The following is a 16,824-nucleotide window of genomic DNA, read 5'->3' as shown; positions in this document are numbered from 1 at the left end:
AAACGATTAAGGACTTGACGGAGAACATCCCCCGTAAAACGTTCTTCGGAAGGAGGCAAACGAGCGATGCCGTCCCTGAAAGATCTGGCAAAGGAATGCGGCGTATCGGTGGCAACGGTCAGCAAGGCGCTGAACGACCAGCCGGATATCTCGCCTGCCACACGAGAACGGGTGCGGGCCGCAGCGCACCGTATGGGCTACCTGCCCAATGCTGCCGCCCGTTCCTTGAAAACAAACCGTACTTACAATCTGGGCGTTCTGTTCGTGGATGAACGGCAGAGCGGCCTGACCCACGAATACTTTTCCGCCGTGCTGGACAGCTTCAAGGTGGAAGCCGAGAAACACGGCTACGACATCACCTTTATCAACCACAATATCAGCGGCAAGAGCATGAGCTACCTTGAGCACTGCCGCTACCGCAATGTGGACGGTGTGGTGATCGCCTGCGTGAACTTCTACGAGCCGCAGGTGGTGGAGCTGGTGAACAGCGAGGTGCCGGTGGTCACGATCGATCATGTGTTCAATAACCGCATGGCGATCCTCTCGGATAACGTTTTTGGCCTGAAGGCGCTGGTGCGGCAGGCATGGGCCTGCGGCCACCGCCGCATCGCCTTTATCCACGGCGAAAAGACCGCCGTTACCGAGAACCGCGTTGCAGGTTTCTATCAGGCCTGCGAAGAGCTTGGCCTGAAGATCCCGGAAGCTTATGTGCGGGAGGGCATCTACCATGATGCTGACCGCTGTGCCGCCGAGACCAAAGCGTTGCTGGAGCTTCCGCAACCGCCCACCTGCATCATCTTCCCGGACGATTTCTCCGCGCTGGGCGGCTACAACGCCATCAGCGAAGCGGGCCTTTCGATCCCGGAGGATGTTTCGGTGATGGGCTACGACGGCATCTACCTCTCGCGGGTGGTCAAGCCTCAGCTGGTGACCTACCAGCAGAACACCACCGCGCTGGGACGCACCGCCGCCGACAAGCTCATTGAGCTGATCGAGCATCCAAGAGTGACCCTGCCCGAACAGATCCGCGTTTCCGGCAAATTGCTGGACGGCGGGTCGGTCAGCATTCTTTAATATGTCTCCAAAGGCTCTTGCTACGGAACCTTTTATGAAGAACACTTTTGTAAATAATGGAAAACCATGAAGGAGGTTTACCCTTATGAAAAAGATCTCTCGCCGTAATTTCCTGCTCGCTTCCGGTGCCGTGACCATTGGTGCAGCTCTGGCTGCCTGTGGTGGTTCTTCTTCCACCAGCACCGCTTCTTCTGCTCCGGCTTCCTCTGCTGCTTCCGCTGCTCCCGCAGCACAGGGCAAGGTGCTGAACATCTGGTGCTGGAATGATGAGTTCCAGAGCCGCTTCAACGACTACTATCCGGAAGTTTCCGAGATCGCAGCCGACAAGTCCACCACCACCCTGAAGGATGGCACCGTTGTGAAGTGGACCATCAATGCCAACGAGAACAACAACTATCAGAACAAGCTGGACGAAGCCCTGCTGAGTCAGGACAGCGCTGCTGATGACGACAAGATCGACATCTTCCTGATCGAGGCTGACTATGCTCTGAAGTATGTGGATTCCGATTACGTTCTGGATGTCAAGGCGGACATTGGCCTGACCGATGACGATCTGGCTGGCCAGTACCAGTACACCAAGGACATCGTTAGTGTGGACGGCAGCCAGCGCGGCACCACCTGGCAGGCAACTCCCGGTCTGTTTGCATACCGCCGCAGCATTGCCAAGGATGTTCTGGGCACCGATGATCCCGCCGAAGTGCAGACCTACCTGTCCGACTGGGATAAGTTCAATGATGTAGCTGCACAGGCAGCTGCCAAGGGCTACAAGATGCTGTCCGGCTTTGATGATGCATACCGCACCTTCTCCAACAATGTGGCAGCTCCGTGGGTCACCGGCACTACCGTTACCGTTGATGAGAACATTATGAAGTGGGTCGATCAGACCAAGGAGTACACCGATAAGGGCTATAACAACAAGTCCAGCCTGTGGGACAGCCAGTGGGCAGCCGATCAGGGTCCCACCGGTAAGGTGTTCGGCTTCTTCTACTCCACTTGGGGCATCAACTTCACCCTGCTGGGCAACTCTCTGGAGACTCCTGTCGCTGAGGGCGGCAAGGAAGAAGTTGGCAACGGTATCTACGGCGATTACGCTGTGTGCGAAGGCCCTCAGCCCTACTACTGGGGCGGCACCTGGATCTGCGGCGCAGCCGGCAGCGACAACATCGAGACCATTAAGGATGTTATGCAGAAGCTGACCTGCGATGAAGCTATCATGAAGCAGATCACCATGGATACGCAGGACTACACCAACAACGAGAAGGCTATGAACGAGATCGCAAACAGCGATTACAGCTCCGCTTTCCTGGGCGGCCAGAACCACATCGCTCTGTTTGCAGAGGCTGCAGCCAAGATCGATATGTCCAACGCCGGTCCGTACGATCAGGGCCTGAATGAGAGCTTCCAGAATGCATTCAAGGATTACTTTACCGGCAACGTGGACGAAGATACCGCAAAGGCAAACTTCGAGACCGCTATCAAGGAGAAGTATCCTGAGCTGACCGACGTGGTGTGGCCCGCATAATAGCAGCCGACCCTAAAACGGAAAAGTGAATACGCAGGGGCGGGCCGGACGCTGTTCCCGCCCGCCCCTGTTCTTTCCGCAAATTTATCAGGAGGCGATCCTATGGGAGAAAAGAAAAAGAAAGGGTCGATCAGCTACGCGAAATGGGGCTACATCTTCATTGCGCCGTTCTTCATCATCTTCGCGGTATTCCAGCTGATCCCTCTGGCATCCACCATTTACTACAGCTTTTTTGAATATTACCGCAGCGGCCTGAAGATCATCGGCCCCAGCTTTGTGGGCCTGAAAAACTACATTACCCTGTTCGCCACCGATCTGCCCAAGTACTTTGGCAACACGCTGATCCTGTGGATCATCGGCTTTATCCCGCAGATCGCCATTTCCCTGTTGCTGGCAGCATGGTTCACCGATCTGCGCCTGAAGTTGAAGGGCCAGACCTTCTTCAAGACGGTCATCTACATGCCCAACCTGATTATGGCCTCCGCCTTTGCAATGCTGTTCTTCGCGCTGTTCTCGGACAACGGCCCGGTGAACGCCGTGCTGCAGAGCATGGGCTGGATTGATGCACCCATCAGCTTTCTGAACACCGTGTGGGGCAACCGCGGGCTGATCGGCCTGATGAACTTCCTGATGTGGTTCGGCAACACCACCATCATGCTGATGGCTGCGATCATGGGCGTGGATCCCACCCTGTACGAAGCGGCTGAACTGGACGGCTGCACCCCGAACCAGATGTTCTGGAAGATCACCATTCCGCTGATCCGTCCCATCCTTGTTTACGTCATGATCACCTCCATGATCGGCGGCCTGCAGATGTTCGATGTGCCGCAGATTTTGACCAACGGCAAGGGCGGTCCGGACCGCACCTCCACCACCATGATCATGTACTTGAACAACCACCTGTTCAGCAAGAACTACGGCATGGCCGGTGCAGTCTCGGTGGTGCTGTTCCTCGTGTGCGCAGTGCTGTGCGTTGTGGTCTACTTCTCCCTTACCAAGGAGGATGACGGCCTGACCCGCGCCCAGCGCAAAGAACTGAACGCCGCCAAAAAGGCAGCAAAAGGAGGGAAATGATTATGGCACACACTCCTAGAAATCAATCGGAAAAAGCAACACTGGCTGCACGCCGCGCATGGTGTTATCTGGTGCTGGTGCTCATCAGCTTTTTGTGCCTGTTCTTCTTCTATGTGCTGGTGATCAACTCCACCCGCACCCACTTCGAGATCCAGAAAGGCTTCTCGATGCTGCCGGGCAAATCGCTCATCACCAACTTCCAGAACGTGCTGGCCGATGCTAACATCCCTGTCATCACCGGCATCCGCAACAGCCTGATCGTCTCCGCCTGCTCGGCGGCGTTCAGCGTGTATTTCTCGGCCTTGACGGCCTACGGCATCTACGCCTATAACTTCAAATTCAAAAAGGCCGCGTTCGCCATTATCCTGCTGATCATGACCATGCCCACGCAGGTGTCCGCTCTGGGCTTTTTGCAGCTCATCACCAAGATGGGCCTGAAGAACAGCTTTATCCCGCTGATCCTGCCCAGCATTGCAGCGCCCACCGTGTTCTTCTTCATGAAGCAGTATCTGGACGCTTCCCTTCCCATGGAGATCGTAGAGGCTGCCCGCATCGACGGTGCAGGCGAGTTCTACACCTTCAACAAGATCGTGCTGCCCATTATGAAGCCCGCTTTGGCAGTGCAGGCCATTTTCTCCTTCGTGGCCAGCTGGAACAACTACTTCATTCCCGCTCTGGTGCTGGACAGCGCCGACAAAAAGACCCTGCCCATCCTGATCGCACAGCTGCGCAGTGCAGACTTCCTCAAGTTTGATATGGGCAAGGTTTACATGATGGTGGCTATCGCCATTCTGCCCGTCATCATCGTGTACCTGCTGCTTTCCAAGTTCATCGTCCGCGGTGTTGCTTTGGGCGGCGTGAAAGGCTGACGGCATTTTGCCGCAAACAGCAAAAGGGTCCCGGAGAAAATTCCGGGACCCTTTTGTTGTGTTTAGGATATAAGGAATTTTTGGAAGAGATCAGGAGAAAAAACAAGGCATACACATTCTGTCGGAGGTTCTAAGGGGATAAGATTTACTCGCCGCGGACGGCTGCAAAACCTGCTTCCAGATCAGCAATGATATCGTCGATGTGCTCAGTGCCGATGGACAGGCGGATGGTGTTCTGATAGATCTGCTGCTCGGCCAGCTCTTCGTCGTTCAGCTGGCTGTGGGTGGTGGAAGCCGGGTGGATGACCAGACTCTTCACATCAGCAACGTTTGCCAGCAGAGAGAAGATCTTCAGGTTATCGATGAACTTGAATGCTTCCTCGCGGCCGCCTTTGATGTTGAAGGTAAAGATGGAAGCACCGCCGTTGGGGAAGTACTTCTCGTACAGGGCGTGATCCGGGTGATCCGGCAGGGAGGGGTGGTTGACCTTCTCCACCTGCGGGTGGTTTGCCAGAAACTCGACTACCTTCTTGGTGTTCTCCACATGGCGCTCGATGCGCAGGCTCAGGGTCTCGGTGCCCTGCAGCAGCAGGAAGGCGTTGAACGGCGAAATGGTGGCACCGGTATCACGCAGCAGGATCGCACGGATGTAGGTGACAAAAGCTGCGGGGCCTGCTGCATCGGCAAAGGAAACGCCGTGGTAGCTGGGGTTGGGGTCAGCAATGTTGCCGAACTTGCCGCTTGCCTTCCAGTCAAACTTGCCGCTGTCCACAATGATGCCGCCCAGCGTGGTGCCGTGGCCGCCGATGAACTTGGTGGCGGAATGAACAACGATATCTGCGCCGTGCTCAATGGGACGGATCAGGTACGGGGTACCGAAGGTATTATCGATGACCAGCGGCAGGCCGTGCTTGTGCGCGATGGCTGCAATGGCATCGATATCGGGGATATCGCTGTTGGGGTTGCCCAGAGTTTCCAGATAGACGGCCTTGGTGTTGGGCTGGATGGCATTCTCCACCTCAGCCAGATCGTGTGCATTGACAAAGGTAGTGGTGACACCGAACTGGGTCAGGGTGTGCTCCAGCAGGTTGTAGCTGCCGCCGTAGATGGTCTTCTGGGCCACGATGTGGCCACCGGCCTGTGCCAGTGCTTCGATGGTGTAGGTGATGGCAGCGGCACCGGAGGCGGTTGCCAGAGCAGCCACGCCGCCCTCCAGAGCAGCCATGCGCTTCTCGAACACGTCCTGCGTGGAGTTGGTCAGGCGGCCATAGATGTTGCCGGCATCTGCCAGACCAAAGCGGTCTGCTGCGTGCTGGCTGTTGCGGAACACATAGGAAGTGGTCTGGTAAATGGGCACTGCACGGGAATCGGTTGCGGGATCGGCCTGCTCCTGGCCAACGTGAAGCTGCAGGGTCTCAAATTTATAGTTAGACATAGTATTTTACCTCTCTATTTGTACTTATAGTATAATTTTCTGATACAAAAAATCCCGATGCGTGATACAAAAGCGCACCGGGCAAACACAATTCAAAGCTATTCTGTCAACGTCACATTCGGGTACACATTCGTGCACAGCAAGAGGGCATCGTACAGTTCACAGCCAGATGTTCTGCCCGGTCACCGCACATTCGCCCACAGCGGAAGTTTGCATGCAGCAGGTCGTTCCAAATCAGCTTCATATCCGTGCCCTCCTTTCCCGTAAAACTCTTTCCCACTCATCTACAAACCGGCACCTCTATCTGCTCTGTACCGGGAAGCAAAACCTTTGCTTCCTTTTTCCCACTAGGTTTGTGGATTTGTTGTTTGCATTATATTCTCTCTTACCCAGTTTGTCAATAGGTTAATTCCAGTTTTTTTCAAATTGAGTTTTCTGCACGATGCGAAGCCCGCATTTGCAGCATCCCGTTGTGCAGTTCCAACAGGAGCAACACTTCTGCTTCTTCGAAAATTTTTATTTTTCCATTGATAAAACCTTAAAATTTTATTGTTATACTAAAGCTGTTCCTTGCAAACGCCCTGCAAATCGTTTATTATGGTAGCGTTCTTTTTTATCATCAAAGGAGTTTTTTCGATGCTGCATCGTTTCTTTCATTTTTTAAAGCAGAGCCTGCTCGTTGTTCTTTGCATCCTGCTGCTTGGCGGGCTGCTGGCAGGCGGCTGGTTCTTTTATCAGGGCAGGCAGCTGTACCGCAGTGCCGCCAGCAGTTACCCAGTGGCTTCCATGTACGACACCATCTGTGCCCGCGGGAGCTATACTTCCTACGATGCGCTGCCGCAGATCTATATTAACGCAGTCATCTGCACCGAGGACGAGCATTTTATGACCCACAAGGGCATCGACCCGGGGGCCATTGCCCGCGCCCTGCTGGCCGACCTGCGCACCCACTCGCTGGCCGAGGGTGGCAGCACCCTGACCCAGCAGCTTGCCAAGAACGAGCTGTTCACGCAGGACAAGCATCTGGCCCGCAAGGCTGCCGAGATGCTTGCTGCTTTTGATCTTGAAAAGACCTACTCCAAGCAGCAGATCTTTGAGATGTACGCCAACACCATCTATTTTGGCAGCGGGTATTATGGCATTGCAGAAGCTGCCGAGGGCTACTTTGGCAAGGAACCGGCCCAGCTGACCGATGCCGAAGCGATCTATCTGGCGGGTATGCCCAACGCGCCTTCCACCTACGCCAGCAGCCCGGAGCTTGCCTTCAAGCGGATGCAGGTGGTGCTCAAGCGGATGGTCAAATGCCGCGTGCTCACCAAGCAGCAGGCCGATGCCATTGCCGCAGATGCTGAAAACTTAACGGTTTAAACAAAACACCGCGCCCTGTCTGCTGCGGATCAGACAAGGCGCGGTGTTTTGTTTTGCGGTATTTGATTTGGTAAAGGAGGAATCATGTTACCCGTTCAGGCGGTTGCGGCCCCGCCTGTCGGTAGCATTATCATACCAAAGAATTTCTGCGAAACCATGTTCTTTTTATGAAGATTTTGTAAACTCACTCCGGCGCTTTCATGCTTTCCACCATGCTGATATGCCGCACATGCCGCCGCATGGCAAAGCACACCACAAAGGTGAACAGCATCGTCAATGCCACTGCCAGCAGATAACTGTGGGGTGCAATGGTGCGAATAAACATCAGCTGATCCATTTCCACGGTCAGGACGATGAACCGGTGCAGCGGCACGCCCAGCAGCAGGCCCACGCCGGAGCCGATGAGGGACAAAAGCTCGATCTCGCGGAAGATGTAGCGGTACACTTCTTTGTCATAGAAGCCCAGAACCTTGATAGTGGCAAGCTCCTTTTTGCGCTCGGCAAGGTTGACGCTGATCAGGTTGTACAGCACCACCGCCGCCAGCGCCGCCGCGCACACAATGATCAGCACCACCACGTAGTTCAGGCTGCCGATCAGGCTGCCGAACATGGAGGTGGTGTCCTCGGTGAAGCTGACGCTGCTCACATAGTTGCAGTCCAGCAGCTTTGTGCGCAGGGCGTTGTACTCCGCCTCGGTGGTACAGCCGGTCAGGCCGTAGACGGTGTTCCACTCCGGCGTGCTGCCCAGCAGGGCCTGCAGCTGCGCATTGGAGAGATACAGCCGGGTGAACATGTAGTTCTCGGTAATGCCGGTCAGGGTCAGCTGCACGCGGCTTCCGTCTGCAGCCTCCACATAGAACGTATCGCCCACGCTCAGCTCCAGATTCAGGGCCGTTTTTTCGGTCAGGATCACGCTGTCCTCTTCAAAGGGAATGGGGTCGTGGCCCACCCGGGTGCGGAAGGTGAAGTATTCGGTCATCCGGGCATCGTCCTCCGCGCCTACGATGCTGACATCGGCGCTCCCGCCCTCTTCATTATAAAGGGTGGTGGACTTTGTGTAGAACGCGCCCCAGCTGTGGACCGCACTGCTGCTGTCCAGCGTGTCGGCAAGGCCCTGCTCCATGGTCAGCGCCTTTTCATCGCTGAGCGAGATGGTGAGATCGTTGTGGGTCAGCTGCCCGGACTGCTTGTCCACGATGGGCAGGATGGAATCCTGAATGCCAAAACCGATCAGCAGCAGCGCCGTGCAGCCTGCCACGCCCAGCACTGTCATGAAGAAGCGCTTTTTGTAGCGGAACAGGTTGCGGGCTGTGGTCTTTTGGGAGAAGCTCATGTGCTGCCACAGCGGGGTGATGTACTCCAAAAAGATGCGCTTGCCTGCCACCGGGGCCCGGGGCAGCAGCAAAGCTGCAGTCTTTTCCTTCAGGCTGGCACGGCAGGCGTTCCATGTAGCAAAACCGATGACGGCCGCGCTGATGGCTACGCTGGCTGCCGCCATGCCGGGGTAAAAGTGCAGCGTAAAGGTGGACATGCTGAAGATCATCTGGTAAGCATACCAGATGATGAGCGGGAACACCACAAAACCGATGACCATGCCCACGATGCTGCCCAGCACGCTGGCGCTGAGGGCATAGAACAGATACTTGCCTGCGATCTTTGCGTTGGAGTAACCCAGAGCTTTCAGAGTACCCAGCTGCAGGCGGTTCTCGTCCACCATGCGGGTCATAGTAGTAGTGGCCACCAGCGCCGCCACCAGGAAGAAGAACACCGGGAACACCCGTGCAATGGCATCCATGCGGTCGGCATACTGCTCAAAGGTGACAAAGCTCATGGTGGAGCCGCGGTCCAGCACATACCACTCGCCGCTCTTGATCTGGCTCACCTGCTCCTCGGCATCGTTCAGCTGGGCAAGGCCGTCGGCCAGCTGCTGTTCGGCATCGGCCTTCCGACTCTCGTACTCCGCGCGGGAATCGGCCAGCTGCTGCACGCCGTCGTTGTACTGCTGCCAGCCTTCGTCCAGCCGGGTGCGAGCCGCATCAAACTGGGTGTAGGCTGTGGCCGTGCCGGTGGTGAGCTGCAGCTGCCCCTGCAGAAGCTTTACCTTCATCTGGCGCAGTGCTGCCTTTGCCTCAGTCACCAGCTGCTCGTTGGAAAGGCTGGGCGAAGAGATCAGCCCCTGTGCATACATCTGGCGCTTGCCCTCGTCCAGCTGGGCCTGATAGCCGTTCAGCTGGCCGCTGATGTTGTCGTAAGCATCCTGCGCCTTCTGCAGGGCATCCCGCAGGTCGGTGTATTCCTCGTCGGCGGGCTCGGCCTCGTCCAGCGCCTTCTGCGCGTTGTGCAGAGCCGTTTCTGCATAGCCCAGCAGCGGGTCGGCTACCTTTTTCAGGTTCACCAGCATCTCGATCTGCTGCAGCTGATCCTCAAATTCCAGCAGTTGTTCCTCGCCGCTCACCAGCTCGTCCGCACCGCCCTGCATGGTGTCCGGCAGAGCCTTTTTGTTGGCGGCAAGCTCCGCTTCGCCCGCGTCCAGCTGGGCTTTGGCGCTGTCCAGCTGTGCCTGTGCATCGGCCAGCTGCTGCTCTGCCTCTGCAAACTGACGGTCTGCTTCGGCTTTTTTGTCGTTGTACTCGGCCCGGGCGTCGGCCAGCTCTGCACTGGCGTCCTCGATCAGCTCCGCCCGCCGGGCCGTGCACTGTGCGCCGCTGATGGCCTTTACCCTTACGGCTGTGTCATCCACTGCTGCCTGATACGCGTCCGAGTAATTATCATACAGGCCGGCATTTTTTACTTTGAGATAGCACGCCGTATAATAATCCGTGGTCAGGCTGCCCTCCGGCAGGAATACGATATCATCCAGCTGGCCGTCACCGGCGGTGCTGCTCTCCTTGTCCGTGGAAAAATGCTGCGGGTCCTGCACGGTGCCCACTACCGTGAACTGCTTCCGGCTCACATGTTCGGTGTCCTCCGGCAGGGTGAGCACCGTGCCCGGTTCCACCGGGTCGCCGTAGCCCATCACATGCACCACGCACTCATCCGGGGCCTCAGGCATCCGGCCCGACAGCAGCACCAGGCGGTTCATATTTTCTGCTGTGTCGGCCCCGGGGTCGGCGGGCAGCTGCTGCAGGCGCACCACCGCCGTCTCGCTCTGGCTCTGCCACTGGGCCTCCACGTCCTGATATTTCACCGGCTGCACAGCCTCCACGCCGTCCACGGCGGCAATGGCGGCAATGTCCTCCTCCGAAAGGCCCAGCGTGGACAGCACCCGCAGGTCGAACACGTTCTGCTGCACGTAGTATTTCTGCCCGGCGATGCGCATGCTGGGCGCAAAACTCATCAGGCCGGTCAGCATCATCACGCCCAGCGCTACGATGCCGAACAGCGAGACCATGCGGCTCAGGTTGTCCTTCATTTCCCGCAGGATGTTTTTACGATAACTTTTCAGCACAGCTCTCACCACTCAATCTCCTGCACCGGCACAGGGTGCTCGTTGACCTGATTGGAGACGATCTTGCCGCTGCGCACCTGAATGATGCGGTCTGCCATCGCCGTCAGGGCGGTGTTGTGGGTAATAACGATCACCGTGCGGCCGGTGCGGCGGCAGGTATCCTGCAAAAGGGCCAGCACCTGCTTGCCGGTCTTGTAGTCCAGTGCACCGGTGGGCTCGTCGCAGAGCAGAAGCTTGGGGTTTTTGGCCAGTGCGCGGGCAATGGACACCCGCTGCTGCTCGCCGCCGGAAAGCTGGGCCGGGAAGTTGTTCAGCCGCTCTCCCAGACCCACACTGCGCAGGGTCTCTTTGGGGTCCAGCGGGTCGCGGCAGATCTCGCTGGCCAGCTCCACATTCTCCAGTGCGGTCAGGTTCTGCACAAGGTTGTAGAACTGGAACACAAAGCCCACATCGTACCGGCGGTAGGTGGTGAGCTCTCTGGCGGTAAAGTGGCTCACATTCTGGCCGTCCAGCCAGACGTTGCCCTCGTCGCAGCTGTCCATGCCTCCAAGGATGTTCAGCAGGGTGGTCTTGCCTGCGCCGGAAGGCCCCACGATGATGCAGAACTCGCCCTTATCCACATAGAAATTCAGGTGGTCTGCGGCGGCGATCTTCACACTGCCGGTCTGATAGTATTTGCAAACGTCCTCAAACTCCACAAAATGCTCCATGGCGTTTTTTCCTTTCTATCGGGAATGCATACTGTTTCAATTTAACTATAACATCTCCCGGCAGACTTTGCAAAGACATCTGCGCAAATTTTCAAAAACTTAACAGAAAAGCGCAAAAAGGGCTGCTGCACATCTCTGCGTGCAGCAGCCCCTTTCATCATTTGATCTCAGCGGTCAGCGCCCCACGATCAAATCGCGGCGGCAGCGCAGGCCCACGGTGAGGAAGGTGTTTTCGCCCAGTCGGCGCAGCACCACGCGGTCGGTGCCCTTCTGGCCCTCCACCAGCAGAGACAGGTTCAGGGTGGTGGAGCCCTTCTCAGTCTGGACCACCAGCGTGCTCACGCCCTCGTTCAGCAGGGTCTGCATGTCCTGCACGGTGGTGCGGAAGGTAGCAGAACCAGCGGGCACATCCAGCGTCAGCACACTGTCCTTCTGGCGGGCAGTGTACAGCACTTCTCTGCCGAACAGGCCCTTGACGGTGTAGCGGGCCTCGCTCTTTTTCGCCGCTGCATCTGCGGACGGGGCGGCCAGCTCATCGCCGGAGATCAGCATAATGTTGCCCTGAATGGGGTTTCCCTCCGGTGCGCCGTAGCCGCCGTAGGTGGGGTCCTTTTCGCCGATCGCCACATCGGCGCTGTGCAGGGCGATATCCCCCTGCACCATCTGCTCCTGCGGGGGCAGATAGCCTGCGGCAGCAGGGTCGTTGATGTCTGCCTCTGCGGCAAATGCGCCCACGCTCAGCATGGCGGCAGCACCCAGCACTGCTGCGGTGGTGGTGACGGTACGGACAAATTTATGGTTCAGTTTCATTTGGAATACCTCCGTTGACGGCGGTTTTGCACCGCACATTTTTGTTTTGTGGAAAACCATGGTCTGCCATGCGGTGTAATACAAAACCGCCGCATCTGTCTTATAAACGGATGCGGCGGCGGGATTATTGCAGCAGGCTAAAAAAAATTTTTGGCAGCTCTGCCGCCGGGGTCACTGGGCCTGTGCCGGTTCCCGGTTCAGGATCTCCATGAACTCCTCGCCGGTGATGGTCTCCTTCTGGTACAGATACTGTGCCAGCTCGTCCAGCTTGGCGCGGTTGTCGGTCAGGATGCGGACAGCCTTTTCGTGCTGAGCCTTGACCAGCTCCACCACCTTCTGGTCGATCTCGCGCTGGGTCTGGGCCGAGCAGGCCAGCGAGGTGTCACCGCCCAGATACTGGTTGTTCACGGTCTCCAGCGCCACCATGTCAAAGTCCTTGCTCATGCCGTAGCGGGCAAGCATGGCGCGGGCAAGCTTGGTGGCCTGCTCGATATCGTTGGAGGCACCGGTGGTGATGGATCGGAACACCACTTCCTCGGCGGCGCGTCCGCCGGTGAGGGTGGCGATCTTGTTTTCCAGCTCTTCCTTGCTCATCAGGTAGTGGTTGCCCTCGTCCACCTGCATGGTGTAGCCCAGTGCGCCGGAGGTTCGGGGGATAATGGTGATCTTCTGCACAGGGGCAGAGTTGGATTGCTTGGCCGCCACCAGTGCATGGCCGATCTCGTGGTAGGCCACGATGCACTTTTCCTTGTCGGTGAGGATGGAGTTCTTCTTCTGGTAGCCTGCAATGACCACCTCGATGCTCTCCTCCAGATCGGCCTGGGTCACGCTCTTGCGGCCTGCACGCACAGCGCGCAGAGCTGCTTCGTTGACGATGTTGGCAAGTTCCGCACCGGATGCACCGGAGGCCATGCGGGCCACGGTGTTGAAGTCGATGCCCGGGGCCAGCGCCACCTTTTTGGCGTGCACTTTCAAAATCTCTTCGCGGCCCTTGAGGTCGGGCAGCTCCACCGGCACACGGCGGTCAAAACGTCCGGGACGGGTCAGCGCCGGGTCCAGCGAATCCGGGCGGTTGGTAGCCGCCAGAATGATGACGCCGGTGTTGCCCTCAAAGCCGTCCATCTCGGTGAGCAGCTGGTTCAAAGTCTGCTCACGCTCGTCGTTGCCACCGAGATTGCCGCTGTTGCGCTTCTGGCCGATGGCATCGATCTCATCGATGAACACGATGCAGGGGGCCTTTTCCTTGGCCTGTCGGAACAGGTCGCGCACCTTGGATGCGCCCATGCCCACGAACATCTCCACGAATTCAGAACCGGAAATGGAGAAGAACGGCACGTTGGATTCGCCTGCCACGGCCTTAGCCAGCATGGTCTTGCCGGTGCCCGGAGGGCCCACCAGCAGGATGCCCTTGGGCATGGATGCGCCAATACTCTCGTACTTGCCGGGATCGTGCAGGTAATCCACGATCTCCTGCAGGTTTTCCTTTGCTTCATCCTCACCGGCCACATCCGCAAAGCGGATGCCGTGGGTGGACTGCACATAGACCTTGGCGTTGGACTTGCCCACGCCGCCGAACATCATGGACCCCGGGCCGCCGCCGGCCTTTTCCATCAGCTTTTTGTTCATCTGATTGCCGATGAAGCTGAACAGCAGGATGGGCAGCAGGAACCAGATCAGGAAATTGAGCATCGGCGACCCCTGCTCCACGATCTCGCTGGAAAACTGCGCTCCGGCGTCATACAGGCGCTGGGTAAGCTCCGGGTCGTTCATCAGGCCGGTCTTGTAGACCTGCTTTTCCTCTTTATCGGTAAAAATGATCTGGTTAGATTCGATGTCCACACGGCCGATGTTCTTTTCCTCGGTCATGGTCATAAAGGTACCGTAGTCCACTTCCTCCACCTGACGCTCGCTCATCCACGGCAGCAGCACAAGGTTGAGCAGCAGCAGGACCGCCAGCACGATGGCGTAGTAAATCGCCAGCGGCTTTTTGGAAGGTTTGACTTCTTTCATGTGGCAATTCCTCCTTTGGTTCCTGATGCAAGTAGTATAGCACAGTAAAACCGGGCGCAACAGCAATTCGAGCACAACTTTCCAAAAACTTAGCAAATTGTTAACATTAACGCCTCGTGCATAATTTTGGAAAATTCTGCCCCTTATTTTGTGAAATTGTTTCATTTTGAGAATGAGTCAGATTGCTTGACACTGCCCGCGAATCATGCTAAACTTAGTCCACTTTGAAAAAAGCACAAATGCGTTGACGGGGAAAAAACGATTTTCTTCTGCGTACAGAGAGCCGCCGGGTGGTGCAAGGCGGGTGCAGAGGGTTTCGGTTACTGGCCCCTGAGCGGCAGGGCTGAACACACAAGTAGGCTCTGACGGATGTCCACCGTTACAAGGACAGCGATTCGCCGCAAAAAGCCGATCGTGCAAAGCGGCTGTGCCCAAAGGCGCAGCAAAGAGAGTGGTACCACGGGTGCCCTGTAGTTTGAACTTTACAGGCTCTCGTCTCTCAAGGTTTTCGCCTTGAAAGACGAGAGCCTTTTCGTATATCTGCCTTTTGGAAGCAGGCTTGCCCTCTCCGTCACGGCTTACGCCGTGCCACCTCTCCCAAAGTGAGAGGCCTTGGCAGTACGGCAAAGTTTTCGGTTTTGCCAAGGGCTCCCCCCTTGGGGGAGCTGTCGAACGAATGTGAGACTGAGAGGGCAAGGACGCTCACAAAGAGCATGGAGCAAGAAGTGTAAATTGTTTGGGAGGACGCGCAAATGATGGACGCAACCAAGTACGCTCCGGGTTACTACCCGGTACCCGCAGGCTATGACAGCTGGGTAAAGAAGGATCACATTGAAAAAGCCCCCGCATGGTGCAGTGTGGACCTGCGCGACGGCAATCAGGCCCTGATCGTGCCCATGAGCCTTGAGGAAAAGCTGGAGTTCTTCCGGATGCTGGTCAAGATCGGCTTCAAGGAGATCGAGGTGGGCTTCCCTGCCGCCAGCGACACCGAGTACGAGTTCCTGCGCACCCTGATCGAGAAGAACATGATCCCCGAGGATGTCACCGTGCAGGTGCTGACCCAGTGCCGCGACCACATCATCCGCAAGACCTTTGAGGCCGTCAAGGGCGCTCCCCGCGCGGTGATCCACTTCTACAATTCCACCTCTGTGGCCCAACGCGAGCAGGTGTTCCACAAGAGCAAGGAGGAGATCAAGCAGATCGCCACCGACGGCGCAAAGCTGGTCAAGCAGCTGAGCGAAGAGTATGAGGGCAACTTCCTGTTCGAGTACAGCCCTGAGAGCTTTACCGGCACCGAGGTGGACTATGCCGTGGATGTGTGCAACGCCGTGCTGGACATCATGCAGCCCACCCCGGACCGCCCCATGATCATCAACCTGCCCGTTACCGTGGAAATGAGCATGCCGCATGTCTACGCAAACCAGATCGAGTACTGCGACAAGCACCTGAAATACCGCGACAGCGTCATCATCTCCACCCATCCCCACAACGACCGCGGCACCGGCGTGGCCTGCGCAGAGCTGGCCGTGCTGGCGGGTGCACAGCGGGTGGAGTGCTGCCTGTTCGGCAACGGCGAGCGCACCGGCAACGTGGACGCGGTGACGCTGGCCATGAACATGTACAGCCACGGCGTGGACCCCAAGCTGGACTTCTCCGATATGCCGGACATCTGCGCCACCTACGAGCGGGTGACCCGGATGCACATTTACGAGCGCACCCCCTACGCCGGTCAGCTGGTGTTCGCCGCCTTCTCCGGCAGCCATCAGGACGCCATTGCAAAGGGCATGGCCTACCGCAAGGAGCATGGCGAGCACCGCTGGACCTGCCCCTACATCCCGGTGGACCCCCACGACATCGGCCGCACCTACGATGCCGATGTTATCCGCATCAACAGCCAGAGCGGCAAGGGCGGCATCGGCTTTGTGTTGGAACAGAACTTCGGCTACAACCTGCCGCCCAAGATGCGCGAGGCGCTGGGCTACAAGGTCAAGAGCGTTTCCGACCACAGCCACAAGGAGCTGAGCGCAAACGAGGTGCTGCACATCTTCGAGGATGCCTTCCTCAACCGCTGCAAGCCGCTCAACGTTCTGGAAGCCCACTTTGCACAGGTGGGCGGCATCACCGCCACCGTCACGCTGGAGCTGAATGGTCAGCGCAAGGTGGTCACCTCGGTGGGCAACGGCCGTCTGGACGCTGTGGCAAACGCCATCCAGAGTGCCACCGGCATGGAGTTCCACCTCGAGACCTACTCCGAGCACAGTCTGGACGAAGGCTCCACCTCCCGCGCTGCCTCCTACGTCGGCCTTGTCTGGGGCGATAACACCGTCACCTGGGGTGCCGGCACCGACACCGATATCATCGTGGCTGGCATCAAGGCACTGGTGAGCGCCATCAATAATAAATAAAGAAACTCCCCCAGTCTGCTTCGCAGACAGCCCCCTCGGAGATGGGGCCCTTGGCAGTGTGGAAAAGCTTCCCGTTTCGCCAGAGGCTCCCTCCTTGAG

At 57.4% G+C, this 16,824-nt stretch carries 11 protein-coding genes and 1 other annotated feature; of the genes, 6 read left to right on the top strand and 5 right to left on the bottom strand.

Annotated elements, in window-relative coordinates; translation table 11 throughout:
• Positions 1-66: 66 nt before the first annotated feature.
• The 4 genes from WMO17_RS07270 (at position 67) to WMO17_RS07255 (ending at position 4,539) form a co-directional block, all read left to right on the top strand.
• On the top strand, positions 67-1,074 hold the full coding sequence (locus WMO17_RS07270; protein WP_154255882.1) for a LacI family DNA-binding transcriptional regulator: 1,008 nt from the start codon (positions 67-69) through the stop codon (positions 1,072-1,074).
• 85 nt (positions 1,075-1,159) lie between these two features.
• Positions 1,160-2,596: a twin-arginine translocation signal domain-containing protein gene (locus WMO17_RS07265; RefSeq protein WP_005942293.1), complete on the top strand. Its 1,437-nt coding sequence runs from the start codon at positions 1,160-1,162 to the stop codon at positions 2,594-2,596.
• Between the two features lie 102 nt (positions 2,597-2,698).
• Positions 2,699-3,670: a carbohydrate ABC transporter permease gene (locus tag WMO17_RS07260; RefSeq protein ID WP_337680099.1), complete on the top strand. Its 972-nt coding sequence runs from the start codon at positions 2,699-2,701 to the stop codon at positions 3,668-3,670.
• Between the two features lie 2 nt (positions 3,671-3,672).
• A complete protein-coding gene (locus tag WMO17_RS07255) occupies positions 3,673-4,539 on the top strand; it encodes a carbohydrate ABC transporter permease (protein ID WP_044953743.1) in 867 nt (288 codons plus the stop codon).
• Between the two features lie 145 nt (positions 4,540-4,684).
• Here WMO17_RS07255 and WMO17_RS07250 read toward each other — a convergent pair whose 3' ends face one another.
• On the bottom strand, positions 4,685-5,974 hold the full coding sequence (locus WMO17_RS07250) for an O-acetylhomoserine aminocarboxypropyltransferase/cysteine synthase family protein (RefSeq protein WP_349137791.1): 1,290 nt from the start codon (positions 5,972-5,974) through the stop codon (positions 4,685-4,687).
• A gap of 636 nt (positions 5,975-6,610) precedes the next feature.
• Here WMO17_RS07250 and WMO17_RS07245 point away from each other — a divergent pair.
• Complete coding sequence (locus WMO17_RS07245) at positions 6,611-7,342, top strand: biosynthetic peptidoglycan transglycosylase (RefSeq protein WP_294648530.1); 732 nt, start codon at positions 6,611-6,613, stop codon at positions 7,340-7,342.
• 184 nt (positions 7,343-7,526) lie between these two features.
• Here WMO17_RS07245 and WMO17_RS07240 read toward each other — a convergent pair whose 3' ends face one another.
• The 4 genes from WMO17_RS07240 to ftsH all read right to left on the bottom strand — a co-directional run bounded on the left by WMO17_RS07240 (position 7,527) and on the right by ftsH (position 14,320).
• Positions 7,527-10,799 carry an ABC transporter permease gene (locus WMO17_RS07240; RefSeq protein ID WP_349137790.1) on the bottom strand — a complete coding sequence of 1,091 codons (3,273 nt, stop codon included), beginning with the start codon at positions 10,797-10,799 and terminating at the stop codon, positions 7,527-7,529.
• On the bottom strand, positions 10,796-11,500 hold the full coding sequence (locus WMO17_RS07235; protein WP_005942271.1) for an ABC transporter ATP-binding protein: 705 nt from the start codon (positions 11,498-11,500) through the stop codon (positions 10,796-10,798). Before WMO17_RS07235 ends, WMO17_RS07240 begins: the two co-directional genes overlap by 4 nt.
• 174 nt (positions 11,501-11,674) lie before the next feature.
• Positions 11,675-12,310: a hypothetical protein gene (locus WMO17_RS07230; protein ID WP_044953740.1), complete on the bottom strand. Its 636-nt coding sequence runs from the start codon at positions 12,308-12,310 to the stop codon at positions 11,675-11,677.
• A 171-nt stretch (positions 12,311-12,481) separates the two neighbouring features.
• Positions 12,482-14,320, bottom strand: a complete 1,839-nt coding sequence (gene ftsH / locus WMO17_RS07225) for an ATP-dependent zinc metalloprotease FtsH (protein WP_349137789.1) — start codon at positions 14,318-14,320, stop codon at positions 12,482-12,484.
• A 235-nt stretch (positions 14,321-14,555) separates the two neighbouring features.
• Positions 14,556-14,823: a binding site (T-box leader), on the top strand.
• A gap of 249 nt (positions 14,824-15,072) precedes the next feature.
• Between ftsH and WMO17_RS07220 the strand changes: the two genes are divergently transcribed.
• On the top strand, positions 15,073-16,725 hold the full coding sequence (locus tag WMO17_RS07220; RefSeq protein ID WP_154255889.1) for a 2-isopropylmalate synthase: 1,653 nt from the start codon (positions 15,073-15,075) through the stop codon (positions 16,723-16,725).
• Positions 16,726-16,824: the final 99 nt, after the last annotated feature.

The organism is Faecalibacterium faecis (assembly GCF_040096475.1).
Classification (GTDB): domain Bacteria; phylum Bacillota; class Clostridia; order Oscillospirales; family Ruminococcaceae; genus Faecalibacterium; species Faecalibacterium taiwanense.
Note: the sequence above shows the minus strand (reverse complement) of the source record. Positions and strands in the feature narration are given on the sequence as shown.

Coding starts and splice junctions, on each gene's coding strand:
- WMO17_RS07270 (WP_154255882.1), top strand. CDS start 67: ATGCCGTCCCTGAAAGATCTGGCAAAGGAATGCGGCGTATCGGTGGCA.
- WMO17_RS07265 (WP_005942293.1), top strand. CDS start 1,160: ATGAAAAAGATCTCTCGCCGTAATTTCCTGCTCGCTTCCGGTGCCGTG.
- WMO17_RS07260 (WP_337680099.1), top strand. CDS start 2,699: ATGGGAGAAAAGAAAAAGAAAGGGTCGATCAGCTACGCGAAATGGGGC.
- WMO17_RS07255 (WP_044953743.1), top strand. CDS start 3,673: ATGGCACACACTCCTAGAAATCAATCGGAAAAAGCAACACTGGCTGCA.
- WMO17_RS07250 (WP_349137791.1), bottom strand. CDS start 5,974: ATGTCTAACTATAAATTTGAGACCCTGCAGCTTCACGTTGGCCAGGAG.
- WMO17_RS07245 (WP_294648530.1), top strand. CDS start 6,611: ATGCTGCATCGTTTCTTTCATTTTTTAAAGCAGAGCCTGCTCGTTGTT.
- WMO17_RS07235 (WP_005942271.1), bottom strand. CDS start 11,500: ATGGAGCATTTTGTGGAGTTTGAGGACGTTTGCAAATACTATCAGACC.
- WMO17_RS07230 (WP_044953740.1), bottom strand. CDS start 12,310: ATGAAACTGAACCATAAATTTGTCCGTACCGTCACCACCACCGCAGCA.
- ftsH (WP_349137789.1), bottom strand. CDS start 14,320: ATGAAAGAAGTCAAACCTTCCAAAAAGCCGCTGGCGATTTACTACGCC.
- WMO17_RS07220 (WP_154255889.1), top strand. CDS start 15,073: ATGATGGACGCAACCAAGTACGCTCCGGGTTACTACCCGGTACCCGCA.